The organism is Sporomusa termitida, from assembly GCF_007641255.1.
GTDB classification, from domain to species: Bacteria; Bacillota; Negativicutes; order Sporomusales; family Sporomusaceae; genus Sporomusa; species Sporomusa termitida.
Genome location: NZ_CP036259.1, coordinates 828,601 through 843,438, shown reverse-complemented (window position 1 = coordinate 843,438; position 14,838 = coordinate 828,601). Strand labels below are relative to the sequence as shown.

General features: G+C 46.1%; 14 protein-coding genes. 8 read left to right on the top strand and 6 right to left on the bottom strand.

Going from position 1 to position 14,838, the window contains the following annotated elements:
• The first annotated feature begins 45 nt into the window (after window positions 1-45).
• The gene (locus SPTER_RS03780) at window positions 46-1,218 is read left to right on the top strand and encodes an N-acyl amino acid synthase FeeM domain-containing protein (protein ID WP_144349129.1); all 1,173 of its coding nucleotides are present in this window, start codon (window positions 46-48) and stop codon (window positions 1,216-1,218) included.
• Window positions 1,219-1,341: 123 nt separating this feature from the next.
• Here the strand turns inward: SPTER_RS03780 and SPTER_RS03775 are convergent, their stop codons facing one another.
• Window positions 1,342-1,875 (bottom strand): CGNR zinc finger domain-containing protein, encoded by a 534-nt coding sequence (locus SPTER_RS03775; protein WP_246105472.1) that lies wholly within the window; start codon window positions 1,873-1,875, stop codon window positions 1,342-1,344.
• 190 nt (window positions 1,876-2,065) lie between these two features.
• On the opposite strand from SPTER_RS03775, the gene SPTER_RS03770 reads away from it, so the two are divergent.
• The gene (locus SPTER_RS03770; protein WP_246105471.1) at window positions 2,066-2,926 is read left to right on the top strand and encodes a 4Fe-4S double cluster binding domain-containing protein; all 861 of its coding nucleotides are present in this window, start codon (window positions 2,066-2,068) and stop codon (window positions 2,924-2,926) included.
• Between the two features lie 64 nt (window positions 2,927-2,990).
• Here the strand turns inward: SPTER_RS03770 and SPTER_RS03765 are convergent, their stop codons facing one another.
• Window positions 2,991-3,848 carry a DMT family transporter gene (locus SPTER_RS03765; protein WP_144349126.1) on the bottom strand — a complete coding sequence of 286 codons (858 nt, stop codon included), beginning with the start codon at window positions 3,846-3,848 and terminating at the stop codon, window positions 2,991-2,993.
• Between the two features lie 150 nt (window positions 3,849-3,998).
• On the opposite strand from SPTER_RS03765, the gene SPTER_RS03760 reads away from it, so the two are divergent.
• From SPTER_RS03760 to SPTER_RS03750, 3 genes are all read left to right on the top strand, one after another.
• A complete protein-coding gene (locus SPTER_RS03760) occupies window positions 3,999-4,907 on the top strand; it encodes a LysR family transcriptional regulator (protein ID WP_144349125.1) in 909 nt (302 codons plus the stop codon).
• Between the two features lie 702 nt (window positions 4,908-5,609).
• Window positions 5,610-6,293, top strand: coding sequence for a TerC family protein (locus SPTER_RS03755; RefSeq protein WP_144349124.1), 684 nt, complete (start codon window positions 5,610-5,612; stop codon window positions 6,291-6,293).
• A 110-nt stretch (window positions 6,294-6,403) separates the two neighbouring features.
• Window positions 6,404-7,330: an NAD-dependent epimerase/dehydratase family protein gene (locus SPTER_RS03750; protein WP_170233133.1), complete on the top strand. Its 927-nt coding sequence runs from the start codon at window positions 6,404-6,406 to the stop codon at window positions 7,328-7,330.
• A 15-nt stretch (window positions 7,331-7,345) separates the two neighbouring features.
• On the opposite strand, the gene SPTER_RS25205 is transcribed toward SPTER_RS03750, so the two are convergent.
• The 4 genes from SPTER_RS25205 to SPTER_RS03730 form a co-directional block, all read right to left on the bottom strand.
• Window positions 7,346-7,627, bottom strand: coding sequence for a hypothetical protein (locus tag SPTER_RS25205; RefSeq protein ID WP_246105470.1), 282 nt, complete (start codon window positions 7,625-7,627; stop codon window positions 7,346-7,348).
• A 276-nt stretch (window positions 7,628-7,903) separates the two neighbouring features.
• Window positions 7,904-8,161, bottom strand: coding sequence for a spore coat protein (locus SPTER_RS03740; RefSeq protein WP_144349121.1), 258 nt, complete (start codon window positions 8,159-8,161; stop codon window positions 7,904-7,906).
• A gap of 17 nt (window positions 8,162-8,178) precedes the next feature.
• On the bottom strand, window positions 8,179-8,364 hold the full coding sequence (locus SPTER_RS03735; protein ID WP_144349120.1) for a hypothetical protein: 186 nt from the start codon (window positions 8,362-8,364) through the stop codon (window positions 8,179-8,181).
• Window positions 8,365-8,591: 227 nt separating this feature from the next.
• Entirely contained in the window at window positions 8,592-10,700 is a 2,109-nt protein-coding gene (locus tag SPTER_RS03730; RefSeq protein WP_144349119.1) for a catalase, read from the bottom strand.
• Window positions 10,701-11,216: 516 nt separating this feature from the next.
• On the opposite strand from SPTER_RS03730, the gene SPTER_RS03725 reads away from it, so the two are divergent.
• The 3 genes from SPTER_RS03725 (at window position 11,217) to SPTER_RS03715 (ending at window position 14,603) form a co-directional block, all read left to right on the top strand.
• Window positions 11,217-12,254, top strand: coding sequence for a threonine aldolase family protein (locus SPTER_RS03725; protein ID WP_144349118.1), 1,038 nt, complete (start codon window positions 11,217-11,219; stop codon window positions 12,252-12,254).
• 159 nt (window positions 12,255-12,413) lie between these two features.
• Window positions 12,414-12,899, top strand: a complete 486-nt coding sequence (locus tag SPTER_RS03720; protein ID WP_246105469.1) for a CBO0543 family protein — start codon at window positions 12,414-12,416, stop codon at window positions 12,897-12,899.
• 621 nt (window positions 12,900-13,520) lie between these two features.
• Entirely contained in the window at window positions 13,521-14,603 is a 1,083-nt protein-coding gene (locus SPTER_RS03715) for an exosporium glycoprotein BclB-related protein (RefSeq protein WP_246105468.1), read from the top strand.
• Window positions 14,604-14,838: the final 235 nt, after the last annotated feature.

Sequence of the window (14,838 nt, the reverse complement as noted above, 5' to 3'; positions counted from 1 at the left end):
GATCTATCTATAAGTCTAAAATCTTAAAAACGAGGAGAGATCATCATGACAAAAGACTGCCCACAAACAAAATCTTACGTAACAGAACAAAATTTTGAAGAATCAATCACTGTTAACAATGCCATTACAGCAGCAGAAAAAAAGGAAATATATAATTTTCGCTACCAGATTTATGTAGAAGAAATGTTCAAGCAAATTGATATAGCAGATAAGAAAAATAAAATATTATCTGACAATCTGGATGAATGGGGCATACTGCTATCTGCCAAAATTGGTTCCAAACTGATTGCAACTGCGCGGATCAATATTGGCACTATTGACGATTTTCCGCTAGAAGAAGCAGCCTTTTTATCTCTAAGCGAATTCCAAGATTGTCCAGGTTATAGTGACAAACAGCAATATGCCCTTATTACTAAAATAATGGTTGCTCCTGCATACAGAAGTTCGCGGGCCTTTTACCAACTGTTAGCAAAATGCTACGAGCTTTGCTGCAGTAATAACGTAAACTTTATGTTCGGTCTGTGCAATTTGCACTTAATACGGCTTTATGAGAAACTTGGTATCCACCGTTACGGCAAAAACTTCTTTCTTCCAGGTTATGGGCTACAGACGCCCCTTGTTCTGCTTATCAATGACCTTCAGCATTTGCGCATAATACGTTCCCCCCTTTTTCGCATAGCACGTAAAAGAGAAGGCGTGGATACCCGGTCTGTAGAATGGTTTCATAACAAATTCACCCACCATTCAAACTTCATCAATAGCCAAACCGTTACCGAAGAAAAACTATGGAATATACTATCTGAACGTTTGGCTGGAACGCCAACTGAGATAATAGGTTTGCTAAGCAGACTATCCGTAACAGAAGCAAAAAAATTCATACACAATTGCGGAAGTTACGTCCAGTGCGATCCAGGCAATTTAATTACTATCCAGGGTGATGTTAGCTATACTTATAATATATTAATTGCAGGCAGGGTAAAGTCGCTAACCTTATTACATCCTGTAAAAGAATACAGTTCACCTGGGCATCACATTGGCACCAATGGGTTAACTGAGCATAATTTCCACACTGAGGACATTGCTGCTGTTGATTCCACAGATTTATTAATATTATCGGGTATTGCTTTTCAACGATTTTCCCATTCCTATCCGGAAATTGCTCATAAGGTCATACAATATACCCAGGCTGCGAAGAATATAATAATAAACGTTGTTTAATTAATCATTGACCTATCAAAGTAAACAATATCCAGCCGCTGTTTACAATATTCCCTTTGTTTTTCATCCTCAAAAATAGAAAACAAATCCTGTACTATGGTACAGGATTTGTTACATTCATGACTAGACAAAAGTCTTTTTTTTATGCTTAGCCCGAAACTTTCTTACCTTCATCAAACTGGCACATTTATCATCGCACCACCTTTTGGTGCGGCTTTTTGTTTCGTCATAAAAGAACCATTCACAGTCTGGATTCTCGCAAAGCTTAATGCGGCTATGGTCACCACATTCTATTAAATCAACAAAAGAAGCGGTGATTTCCGCCATAACCCAGTTCCAATCGCAAGCTACTGGCTGGATAGTTAAATTGAATCCATGCCTTCCTTGCTCCATTACCCGTCGGCAGGTTGATAAGGCAAGATAGTAATTAATCCGGCTGATGCCTGCTGCCGATATGGCTCTCTCTTGCATATAACCCGTGAGAGTAGCTGCCAAAAAGGTCCGCAATGCCAATAAATCCTGGATTGACTCGGCCGAAGGCGGAGCTCCCACCGGTAAGTGCCTTGACTTTAGAAATTCTGTAAGCAACACGTAGTCAGCCAATATCTCTTTATTGATTTTGTGAGTAAGATACCAGCGTGTATTTAAAAAATCCAAACATAATTCCTTCATTCTGTAACCCCTTATATATTTATTGACAGTTACACAGTAAGGTACTATACTAATTGTATCACAGTAACTATCATTAATTAAAATAACAGTTACAAGAAGGAGGAGCTTTTACTTGAACTCGCCGGCAACTACACTTCTCATAAGGCTAAAACAAAATAACTGTAGAGGAACAGTAGTGCCCATTCATCTGCTCAGTAATCTGCAGCAGGAGCTGGCAGCCTTATTGCAAGCCAAGGTTCTCGACAATAATCTTATACAAAAATATTTAAATCAATTTCAATATGATTACTCGGCGCTATTGCCCAGTGCGCGATCCATCATTGTCATCGCCGTGCCACAGCCGCTTACCGCACTTAACCTTATATGGCGGGAAGCAGAACACACGATCATTATCCCCCCAACGTATGTATATGGAGAAGCCGAAAAACTCGTATTCCAGATTGCTGAAAGTGAATTAAAGAAAGAGAGCTTCTCGCTAGCTCGCGCCAATCTGCCGTTGAAACTCCTGGCGGTAAAAAGTGGACTCAGCCAATATGGGAGAAATAACATCACCTATATTGCCGGTATGGGCAGTTACTATCGCCTGATCGCGCTAATATCTGATATGCCGAGCGACGCCGCTGCCTGGCGAGGTGTACAGAGAATGCCGGCCTGCGATACCTGCTCGGCTTGTTTAAATAATTGCCCGACAAAGTGCATTGATATAAAAAGAAATATTATTCATGCATCGCAGTGTCTTACCTTTCTCAATGAAGCTACTGAACCTTTTCCTGATTGGGTCAGTAGTGATTGGCATAACTCTATAGTCGGCTGTATGCGCTGTCAAATGGTATGCCCGCAAAACCGGAATTACAGCATAATAAAAAATTTGAAAGAAGTCTTGACTGAAGCTGATATAAATTCTTTACTATATGCCGATAATTTTACTAGCCTGCCTAAAAATACTCGCGCCCTTCTTGAAAAAATAAATCTTAATGACTATGAAATTACTATTATCCAAAGAAATCTCAAAGCATTACTCCTATCGGCTTCCTAACCTGTTGGCCCATCTATTAATTGTTACCGCTTAAAACTCAAAAACACTGCCACCGTCCCTCGTCTTATTGAGGCTGGCTTGTTTTTAGGCCGGCTATAAATACCCCGGCTAAAACAAGCATCGCACCAATATAACCCTGGAGCTGAAGAATTTCCTGCAGAAAGATAAACCCGAACAATGCCGAAAACACCGGTTCCAACGCAAACAGCACACCGGTCCGTTCAGGCGTGGTGAATTTCTGGGCGATCGGCTGCACAACAAACCCAAACGCACTGCACACAAGCGCAAGCCCCAGTACTGCTGTCCATTCGGCGGTGGTCGCCGGCAACGTTGGCGTTTCAAAGATAAAGGAAAAAATCAAGCCATAGACTGCGGCAAATCCCAATTGGAGAATGCCAAGCTGCAGGGTATCCGTCTTATGCGCACAATAATTTGTGACTATAATATGGACAGCATAGAGAATTGCGCCAAGTAAACATAGAATTGAGCCGCTTTTAATTTCAAACGTATCGCCAATCGTTAACAGTCCTATCCCGGCCACAATTACTAAAACCCCAGCCATAATTGGTGGCTTAGGAATTTTGCGTGTAATCAGGGCTTGCAGGATCGGGACAAAAATTACGGTTGTACTTGTTAAAAATCCGGCCGATGAGACTGTTGTTGTCGCCAACCCAAACATGAGGGCCGTGAAAACACTAAAGAGAATCAGGCCAATCAGGGCGCTATACCCAATTGCTTGCATATCAGCTTTAATTACACGCGGGAAAAAGAGAAGGAGCGTTGTAACAAAGGCAATCCCGAACCGCAGTGTTATTAAATTAAACGGCTCAACCCCATTAAGCCCGAATTTCATTAACAGATAAGAGGTTCCCCAGGCAATAGAAACAGTGGCAATAAGTAAATCGGCTTTTCTTGATGTCATGCTTTTCCCCCACTAAACAGCAATATTCCTGCAAACTAATTCCAACCGGTCTTGTGCTGCCTTTGAAATTAGTATACTATGAGGAAAAGAATTATAAAAATGCATTTTTCAAATCTTTAACATGACATTTTGTAATAAGGGCTGGGATTAATGAACATTCAAAAATACGAAGCCTTTCTAAAAACAGTGGAATATCAAAGCCTGACAAAGGCAGCGCAGAAACTTGGCTATACCCAATCTGCTATTAGCCATATGTTAAATGCGCTGGAAAAAGAGTGGGGCGTTACTTTGCTCACCCGCGACCGTTCCGGCGTATGTATTACCTCCGAGGGGTCACAGCTTTTGCCGCTTGTGCAAAAGGTCTGTCATGCAAACCGGGAGCTTATGAATGAGATTGGAGAGTTGCATGGTCTGAAATCCGGTGTTATTAGAATAGGAACCTTTACAAGCGTATCTGTGCATTGGCTTCCGCATATGATCAAGACCTTCCAGAGCGAATATCCGAACATTGATTTTCAACTGTTGCATGGCGATTACACCGAAATTGAAAACTGGATTATGGAAGGCCGGGCAGACTGCGGCTTTCTTCGCCTCCCGGCCAGCACAGATTTAGAAAGTATTTTTTTGGCCCAGGACCGGTTGCTGGTAATATTGCCGGAGCAGCACCCTCTTGCCGGCTGCGATTATTTCCCCATCACCAGGCTTGCCGCAGAGCCGTTTATTCTTTTGGAAGAAGGAACGGAGAATGAGATAACAGCGATTTTTGAGGAAAATCATATCTGCCCCCATGTGCGCTTTACAGCCAGGGACGATTACGCCATTATCTCAATGGTCGAAAATGGATTGGGTATCAGCATATTGCCGGAGCTGGTCCTGCACCGGACCCCGTACAATATCGTCAAAAAAGAATTAGACCTGCCTGCCTATCGAAAACTTGGTATAGTATTGAAAAACAAACGCCATGCGTCACCGGCTGTCAAACGTTTTTTAGATTACCTGCACACTAGTACCGGATTGAAAATTAAGCCTGAAATATTGCAGCCTTTATCAAATAAGTAACGGCCGATATGGCCGGAAGGACCGCAGCCAGCATCACATAATACAGAATCGGGCGTAAAATTGGCCGCAAATTGATCAAGAACTTTACAGTCATAATGCTTCTTGCTCAGTTCATCATGAAATAATTCATGATACTTTTTTTCCGCCATATTATATGTCCGGCGAATCTCCTCCCCAAAAGGCAGTTCTGTTTTTTGGCCGGCAAATTTCCTGTTCAGGTTTATACGCTCCACCAACATCCACTCTTATAGCCGCACAATAAACGCAGCCTAACCACCAGCGGCATTAATATTGCCATTGGCGGCATATATATCTTGCCAGCCTGTTCAGCTAAAAAACGCAGAAAAAGGCCGGGAAAAGTAGCCAAAGCGATAATCACTGATTGACTTTAGCAGGGAAATAACATATAATACTTACAAAAGCATATGATTTACAAGGGGAGTAACCGACAAGCAAAGTTCGTCATTGCGGCGCAAGCCCGGCTTTGCTGGCAATCTGATTATTGCTGGTAAGACCTTGCCTATTCAGGTAAGGTCTTTTTATTTATTTTCCCAACCCAGGACCTTACCTGATACCCGGGTAAGGTTTTTTGTTTTGGCAAATCCTTTCCGGAGATATCCTTGCTTTTCTTGATCGTCTTAATAACAATCCGGTATGGAGAGTGTTAAGAGCCAATCAGAAAATATTTAGGGGGTAGTTGCAATGGATTTTTTAACAACTGAGTTTTTATGGAGCTTGCTGGCGATTATTTTTATCGACCTTGTACTGGCAGGCGATAATGCGATCGTAATCGGCATGGCGGCGCGCCGGCTGCCGGCCGACAAGCAGAAAAAGGCGATATTCTGGGGAACAGCGGGAGCAATCATTATCCGCTTCCTGTCTACAGTAGCAGTTGTCTGGCTGTTGAAGCTGCCGGCTTTAATGATCGCCGGCGGCATGCTGCTCATCTGGATTGCCTATAAGCTGCTTACCGACAAAAAGGATAAGGATATCAGCGCTCATTCCGATCTGCTGACTGCCGTCCGCACGATCGTAATCGCTGACGGGGTTATGGGCATTGACAATGTAATGGCCGTCGCCGGCGTTGCCCATGGCGATATGCTGCTGGTTACCGTCGGCATACTGATCACCATTCCTGTTATTATCTGGGGCAGCACCGCTTTCATTAAAATCGTAGACCGGTTCCCGGTTGTAATTTATCTGGGCGGAGCGGTACTGGCCTGGACAGCGGGCGGTATGATTGCCGGCGATCCGCTGACAATGAAATACGTTGACCTGTCTGCGACCGGCAAATGGCTGATCAGCGGCACACTAACCGCCGCTGTTTTAGGTGCGGCCCGTATAAGCTCGACGGCAAAAGGCAAGCCCGCCCCTGCCGAAGGGTAAGATAATTATTATTTTTATTTATATAATGTACAATATTCTCCCTTAAACAACCAGATAGTGGTACAGTGATGATAAGCAGTGGCTTATCAATAAAAAAAGGAGATCAGACAATGAGAATTCTGTTGGCAGGCGGAGCCGGCGATGTCGGCAGCAACCTCACCGTCTATCTAGGCCGGCAGGGCCATACAGTAGTGATTCTTGATAAAAAGGCTGCACCGTTTGCCCAGGCTAAAGATAATGTGACTACCTGCACAGCCGATCTTATGGACCCGGCATTACTTAAGGATATTGTTGGCGGTACTGATGTGGTTGTGAATTTGGCCTGGAGTTTCAGCGATGAACCGAAAGTTTTATTTAACAGCGATCTGCTCGGGCAGGCTAATTTGCTGAACGCCTGTGCTGCAGCCGGTGTTAAGCGGTTTATCTATACAAGCACGGCTGGCGTTTATGGCACTCCCCCCGCCGGTCCGGTTGATGAAACCTATACCTGCCGGCCGGAACGGGCCCGCAAGCCGTTGTATGCAATTGCCAAGCTTTGTGCCGAGCAGTTAGCGCTGGCTCTTGGCCGCCAGCAGAACCTGCCGGTGACAGTATTGCGTTTCTGGTGGGCCTTTGGCCATACTATCGGTGGAAAACACCTGCGGGAATTAGTGAAATTAGCCCTTACAGGCCAGCCTTTGCCAATGGTGGCTGGGGCTGGCGGAGCCTTTGTCAGTATGAATGATTTAGGAGCGGCAATCGAGCTTGCCGCAACCAGCCAGGAGGCGATCGGCAATACGTACAATATTGGCAGCCTGTTTTTATCCTGGAAAGAAATCGGCCAGACGATTATCGAATTAACGCAATCGGCTTCACCACTGCAGTTAGTAGCAGCAACAGACTGGCATGGTCCGGCATTTCTGAATGAAACCTGGCATCTTAGCTGGGATAAAGCCGCTGAGGATATGGGCTATCAGCCCTTATTAACTCCAACTGACACTTATGCTGCCTTTCGCAGTGCATTGGCAAACTGTATTGCGGGGATACAAGTAAAGTAGTGCGCAACCGCGTTTTTAATAACATAATAACCGCTGCCAGGCCAAAGCAAGGGCGTGTCGTTTTGCGACACGCCCTTTTATCCTGCTGCCGGCGTTGCGCAAAACCCAGCAGTTAGGGCATTGCCCTACAATCTGGCTAAGCTCATCGCCGGAAATGACTTCCTTGTCTTTTAAAAACGCGGCAACCTTATGCATAACAGCAAGGCGTTCGGTTAAAATCTGCTTAACGGTATTGTGTGCTTCCGTCAGCAACCGTTGAATCTCCTCATCAATATGCTCACTGGTAACAGGACTCAAATCCTCCCGGCCTGCAACCCCGCTTCTTAAATAAGCCCCGGTCCCGGGCAGATAATAAGCAGTCAGGGCATGACCAACCTCATGATAGGCAATCTTAGCCCGGATATCGTCGGAGAGGGGCGTTTTCCGCGCCGGCGACCAGTGTTGTCCGTTGACGTTCGGCAGCCACAGTCCTGCCTCCTTTTGTTAAACTGAACCCAAAGACTTCAATACCGAAAAAAACGAAAAGTCGCCTGGTTGCTTGCAAGCGCGACTTTTCTTGGCCTGCTATTTAAATTATTGAGCTGAGGCGCTCATCAATTCGTTTTTCAATTGCTGAACTTCGCTTTGCTGAGCAAGGGCCGCCGGTTTGTAATACCCCTTTTGCATGGCAGTCTGGGCAAGCTGATACTGCCGTTGCTCACCCTGATCCCGCATTTGCTGAAAGGTTGAACGCAGCTGGGCATTATTCGTTTCCGCTATGACGCTGGCATAAGTGGACAGACTCCCTTTTATCGATGCCAGATAGTCATTAAGCATGTCTTTATCGTTCACCGTTATACCTCCTTTTGCTATTGAAGAAATGACATTAGTTTCTGTTTGGAATTCCTGGCGGCAACTGCATCTTGCTGAAACATTTGTTTGAGTTGGGCATCACTGCACTGCTGGGCATAGGCTTCGAGTTTGTTGGCCACAGTCTCATGGCCACCGATCATATGCCGTAAATGCTGAAGCTCCAGTTGACTTAACTGCGTCATGTAAATCACTCCTTTCTGACAGAATACAACCTTATTATTAAACAAACAGTGCAAAAATATCCCAAATAATAATTTACAGCCGGCAACTAAGGTCTGTTTATTTACCCCTTGCTGGTTTTGCTTGTTCCTGCCGATAAACAATGAAAATGGAGTTGAAACGTTACCATTCCAACTCCATTATGGTACCTGGCTAGTTAAGCAGTACCTATCCACCGGTTCCTTGTTGTCTAGGCCCGTGTCCAGTGCCGGTGCATAGCGATTGCCTTAACAAACTCTTCACCAAAGCTGCGCCAGTCAGAGGCCGCGCGAATAGTTACCACACCCTGCCCGGTGCCCAGTTGCCCGGCACTATCCGGCGGCGCAAGCTGAGCCCGGCCGGCGGCGGCTTGCAGAAAATCTACGCCTTCATCGGCAGCAGCGATCGGTTTGGCATGTTTATAGGCCTCATTGATGAATTCACGGGCATCGGGTGTTTTTAATAAACTCTGGATACTTTGGGCCCCGCCGGGGACATAGACGGCATCATACAAAACTGCATTCGCAGTCGTAAAATCTTTTACGGCTTCCATTTGCTTGCCGTCTGTACCGGTGAGCATGCCCATACGGCTGCTGACGATGTCGGCACTGACCCCGGCATTTAATAACAAACTAACCACCTGATTAAGCCCTTGATAGCAAAAACCGTTCTCGGCCAGCACAGCAACCTTTCTGGTGAGCGGTGTCCTGATTGTATTTTCCTGGCTCACAGCCGCAGAAGCTGCTGTCACCCCTGTTCCCCCTGGCTCCACCGGTGGATTTGCCCCGATGCCGAGAGCAATCTTCCCGGCCAGCTCCGGTGCCACCTGGTTAAACATATCCACAACCCGCTGTTTTAATGTTTTATCCTTGACATTGCCGACTTCAAAATGAAAGGCATCAATAATGTGTTCCTTTTCCGGGCCTGACATACTGTTCCAAAACAGAGTGGCCTGACTGTAAAAATCACGGAAGCTGTCGCTGCGCCCCCGGATTTTACGGCCATCAACCCTTTCCGCATAATGAACATACCCATCTTCTTCCGCAACAGGAGCCGGACAGTTCTGTTGCAGCGCGTTGGGGGAATAGCTGACTGTTCCCTTATCCACAGTCAGCCGGTGATAACCGTCGCGCTGATTGTTATGAACAGCAACAACTGGCCGGTTGACCGGGATTTCATGAAAATTAGGCCCGCCCAGACGAATGAGTTGGGTATCCTGATAGGAGAATAGCCGCCCCTGCAGCAGTGGATCATTGCTGAAATCAATTCCCGGAACAACGTTGCCAGGACAAAAAGCCACCTGTTCGGTTTCCGCAAAAAAATTCTCCACATTGCGGTTTAAAGTCATTTTACCAATGATCTTGACCGGCACTAACTCCTCCGGCCAAAACTTGGTCGGATCAAGAATATCAAAGTCAAAATTAAATTCCTGCTCCTCATCCAGCATTTGTACACCAAATTCATACTCAGGATAATTTCCCTGCTCAATAGCATCCCATAAATCCCGTCTGTGGAAATCCGGGTCCTTGCCAGACAGCTTCTGGGCTTCGTCCCGCACCAGCGAATGCACGCCCAACACAGGCTTCCAATGGAATTTTATAAAACGGGCCTTACCCTGGGCATTGACGAAGCGGTATGTATTAACACCAAAGCCCTCCATCATCCGGAAGCTGCGGGGAATGGCCCGGTCTGACATCACCCACATCACCATATGGGCGGTTTCCGGCGTGTTGACAACAAAATCCCAGAATGTATCGTGTGCCGTTGACGCCTGCGGTATTTCATTATGCGGCTCCGGCTTAACTGCGTGAATGACATCCGGAAATTTGATGGCATCCTGAATGAAAAACACTGGGATGTTGTTGCCAACCAGGTCGTAGTTGCCATCCTCAGTATAAAATTTTACGGCAAAGCCACGGACATCACGCACCGTGTCGGCTGAGCCCCGTGAGCCGGCGACAGTGGAAAACCGGACAAAAACCGGCGTCTTACCTGCCGGGTCCTGGAGAAATTTAGCTTTGGTATATTCAGCCATCGGCTCATAAACCTGAAAAAAACCATAGGCACCAAAACCACGGGCATGCACTACCCGTTCCGGGATGCGTTCATGATCAAAATGGGTAATTTTTTCACGGAAATGGAAGTCTTCCATTAACGTGGGACCCCGCACGCCGGCCTTGAGCGAATCATCGGTATTGGTAAGCTTTACACCCTGATTTGTTGTCAGCTCCCGGCCTTTATGGTCTGTGCTGAATTCTTCCAGCTGCCGCATTTTTTTATCAATGCCCGGCGCGGCCGATTTGTCTTGATTTTGCTGCATAACAAAGCACCTCCATAATCTTCAGATAGCATGTAACAATGAATGCTAAATGCTACCTTTAGTTTACCGGCTGTGTTGTTATTTATGCAGTTCCGCCGGCCGGGGGTACTTATCGTCGCTCCGTGTAAGTCCCATCACCCGGCGCCTGCGCAACCTATCACTAGCGCAATGCATATTCAACGGCCGCGGCAGGCTTTCCGCTCCTCCTGGTCCGGTATAAGCACTTTTTCCCGTGCTTTTTGGCTTAACGCCCCTTATAAAAATCCTGTTCCATAGTAAAGCTGATGCCTAACAGAGCTACTGCGCGCAACCTGCTAGGAGGGGCTGACGCCGCCATTTGCCATTTTGGCCGTCATCAAACTAAAAAGCTAATGTGGTCAAATACCTATTGGGAAATATTCACGGGCAAACAGAAAAAACCGGCCCAGACTTTCTCCAGCCATTGACAAGATATTGAATTTTATGTATATTATATCGCACGAATACAAGCTCGCAGCTGATGGGAGGAGTATAGCAATGTATAGTTTTAAGAACGACTACAGTGAGGGTGCACATCCGCGAATATTACAGGCATTAAGCAACACAAACCTTGAGCAAAACGAGGGTTATGGCCAGGACCATTATACCAAAGCAGCCATTAAGCTTTTAAAACAAAAAATCGGGCGTTACGATATTGACATACACTTATTCTCCGGCGGTACACAAACCAATCTCACCGCTCTTTCTGCTTTTCTTAGGCCCCATGAAGCGATTATTGCGCCTAATACGGGACATATCCTGGTACATGAGACCGGCGCGATCGAGGCTACCGGCCACAAAATCATCTCCATTGAGGTAGCAGACGGAAAAATTAACCCGCTGCATATCAAAGCGGCTCTCGTTACCCATAGCGATGAGCATATGGTAAAACCAAAACTTGTTTATATTTCAAATCCGACTGAAATTGGTTCAATTTATACCAAAGACGAACTGGAACAACTAAGCCGCTTTTGCCAAACAGCAAACCTTTATTTATACATTGACGGGGCCCGGTTGGGGTCAGCCCTTTGCTCTGTGGAAAATGACCTGCAACTATCTGATCTGGGAATCCTGGCCGATGCTTTCTATATTGGCGCAACCAAAAACGGGGCGCTGCTGGGGGAAGCACTTGTTATCTGCCGGGATTCACTTAAAGAAGATTTTCGGTTTCATATGAAGCAGAAAGGAGCCCTGTTGGCTAAAGGCAGTATTCTTGGCATACAATTCCTGGAACTATTCCAGGACGGTCTATACTTCGAGCTGGCCAAACAGGCTAATACCATGGCCAGTGTGTTGAAAAACGGAATAAGCACTGCGGGCTACACCTTCCTAACCCCCTCATCGACCAATCAATTGTTCCCGGTTTTGCCCAACTGGCTGATAAAGAGACTCCAGGAAAAGTACGTATTCTATGTCTGGGAAAATGTCGATGCCGAACATTCTGCCATCCGTCTTGTCACTTCCTGGGCCACACGCGAAGAAATAGTTTTAGCTTTTCTAAAGGATTTAAAGCTTTGTCACCGCCTGAAGAGCTGACACCAAATACTGGCAACCAGAAACTTAGGGTTACTAAGTTTTAATTTATCTGCAGTAGGGAAATCTATCATAGTCGCGTAAGTGCCACCATCGAATCGCAGAGCAGACTAGTTTTGCAATTGAGTAAATTGTGAAAACGAATGGAGAGGTATTCCCACCATGATTTTTAGCCTGGAAGGGATAATCAGTATAATTGCAGCTGGTCTTGCTTTACTAATACTGGTGTTTCTGATCGACTGGCGGTATTTTCGCGACTGGGTTGTTGTTTTATTGTTTAAATGCATTATTGATTTTATCTGGGGCAGCCCGGTTGTTAATCTCAAACTGATTGATTACCCGATCCGGCTGTTTCCGCATTATTACAATACCTGCATACTATTTGAATTGTGGGTATTCCCCATCCTGTGTGTGTGGTATAACCAGGTTACCAAAGACAAAAGCCTGTTGCCTATAATTGGCTATGCCTTATTGTTTAGCGCGGGTATGACGATAATAGAATATCCGCTTGAACTCTATACTGAGCTTATAGAATACATAGAATGGAGTTGGTTTACTACTTTTTATACATTAACAATCACCTTTTTGATGTCCAGGGCATTTATTGCCTTCTATCGCTGGGGGTGCAATTATTTTAGCCATCGGTAAATAGAACTGCCGCTGTCATGAAAACAAAGACTATAAGGAAGGACCAAACCATATCTGGTTTGGTCCTCTTTGTTATTATGTTCGTTTTCAGCAAATTTAGACCAATTCCATACCGCGATCTTCCGGCTGGATACTCACGGTTTTATAAAAACCTTCATACTATATTATGTAATTATTTCCCGGCTAGTTAGTGAAGGCTGACTTGTTCAGCCAAAGCTTATAAATTATTATACATCTCAAAAATTAAACGGAGGTTAGAGCGTGGATACTATAGGTCTTCAACTTCAGAGACAACTAGGAGGTTCAGTCGCACCAAATACCAATGTACTTTTTGAAAACATAATAAGTAGTTTTGGATCTGTAATTTACGACCCGCTGACAGGAGTAATCACAATAAATAAAGCAGGCAGATACTTTATCAACTGGTGGGTAGCAACCCAGTCAACCTTGGGGCCAGCAGGAATATCTTTTGCCATTTCAACTTCACAGGGAGACGAACTCCCGGGCGATTCACCCATAAAAAGTGGGGAAGTATCTGGTTTTGCCCTTTTACAAGTTAATATCGTGCCAATAACCGTAAGCTTAGTAAGCAGGACACCAAACAATGTAACCTATTCGCCGGTGGTATCAACTAAAGCCTTTTTAGTACTAGGAGAAATAGCGGAGGAAACAGGAAGTTCCGGCGAAACAGGTGTCACTGGGATTACCGGAGCTACCGGCGATACGGGAGCTACAGGGGTTACCGGCGCCACCGGCGCTACCGGCGTTACCGGGGCTACCGGGGCTACTGGGGCTACCGGGGCTACTGGTGTTACTGGCGCCACTGGCGCCACCGGTGCCACCGGTGCTACAGGCGATACCGGCGCTACCGGCGCAGGCAATACCGGTGCTACTGGGTCTACCGGTGCCACTGGTGATACCGGGGCTACTGGCGCCACTGGCGCAGGCGATACTGGGGCTACCGGCGCTACCGGCGCCACTGGTGATACCGGGCCTACCGGCGCTACCGGGGCTACTGGCGATACTGGTGCAGGGGCTACCGGCGCTACCGGCGATACTGGTGTTACTGGCGCCACCGGCGCTACCGGCGATACTGGTGTTACTGGCGTCACCGGTGCTACCGGCGATACTGGTGTTACTGGCGTCACCGGTGCTACCGGCGATACTGGTGTTACTGGCGCTACCGGGGCTGGTGCCATGATTCCATTTGCCTCAGGCCTTAACATTGCAATAGATACTTTAACGGATGGTTCACCAAGCTACCCATATTTCATCGGCTTTGGCAGTTCTGATTCAGGTCCTACCGCGCTTGGGCCGGTAATCGATCTTACAAGTAACGGGTTACCGGTAAATTATGCCTTTTCTGTTTCCCGTAACGGCATAATTTCTGCAATTGCTGCGTACTTTACCTTATCTAATCCATTAAACCTTGTCGACACGACCGTAACCGTAACCGCACAACTTTATCAATCACTCACGACAGATAATCTTTTTACCCCCCTTGCCGGTACTGCTGTAGACTTAGCGCCACCGTTTACAGGATCTTCCCCCATCGGCACTAGCAGCAGCATCCTTGTAACCGGACTCACAATCCCGATAACTGCTGGTTCCCGCCTGATCCTCCTCTTTTCCGCATCAGCCACAGGCGCCAACCTCGAAACCTTTGTGTTGGGTTATGCCAGTGCCGGGCTTACAATTGAGTAATAGCACATTAGGTTAATCACTCAAATTATTGGCAAAGAGCCGGAAATACACAATCTTTCCGGCTCTTTGCATTTTGTTGTAACAGTGATTTATCAGTATTAAGCTAACTATTGTCACTGTTCAAGGCGGTTAATATTTTTTGTTTTGGGTTTTCTCCTCTCATATAAGCCTGTCCAACTTTCCATTTGACCCTGACAACATCTGTCGGTTACTACTGGAAGTTTTGGAAATATAT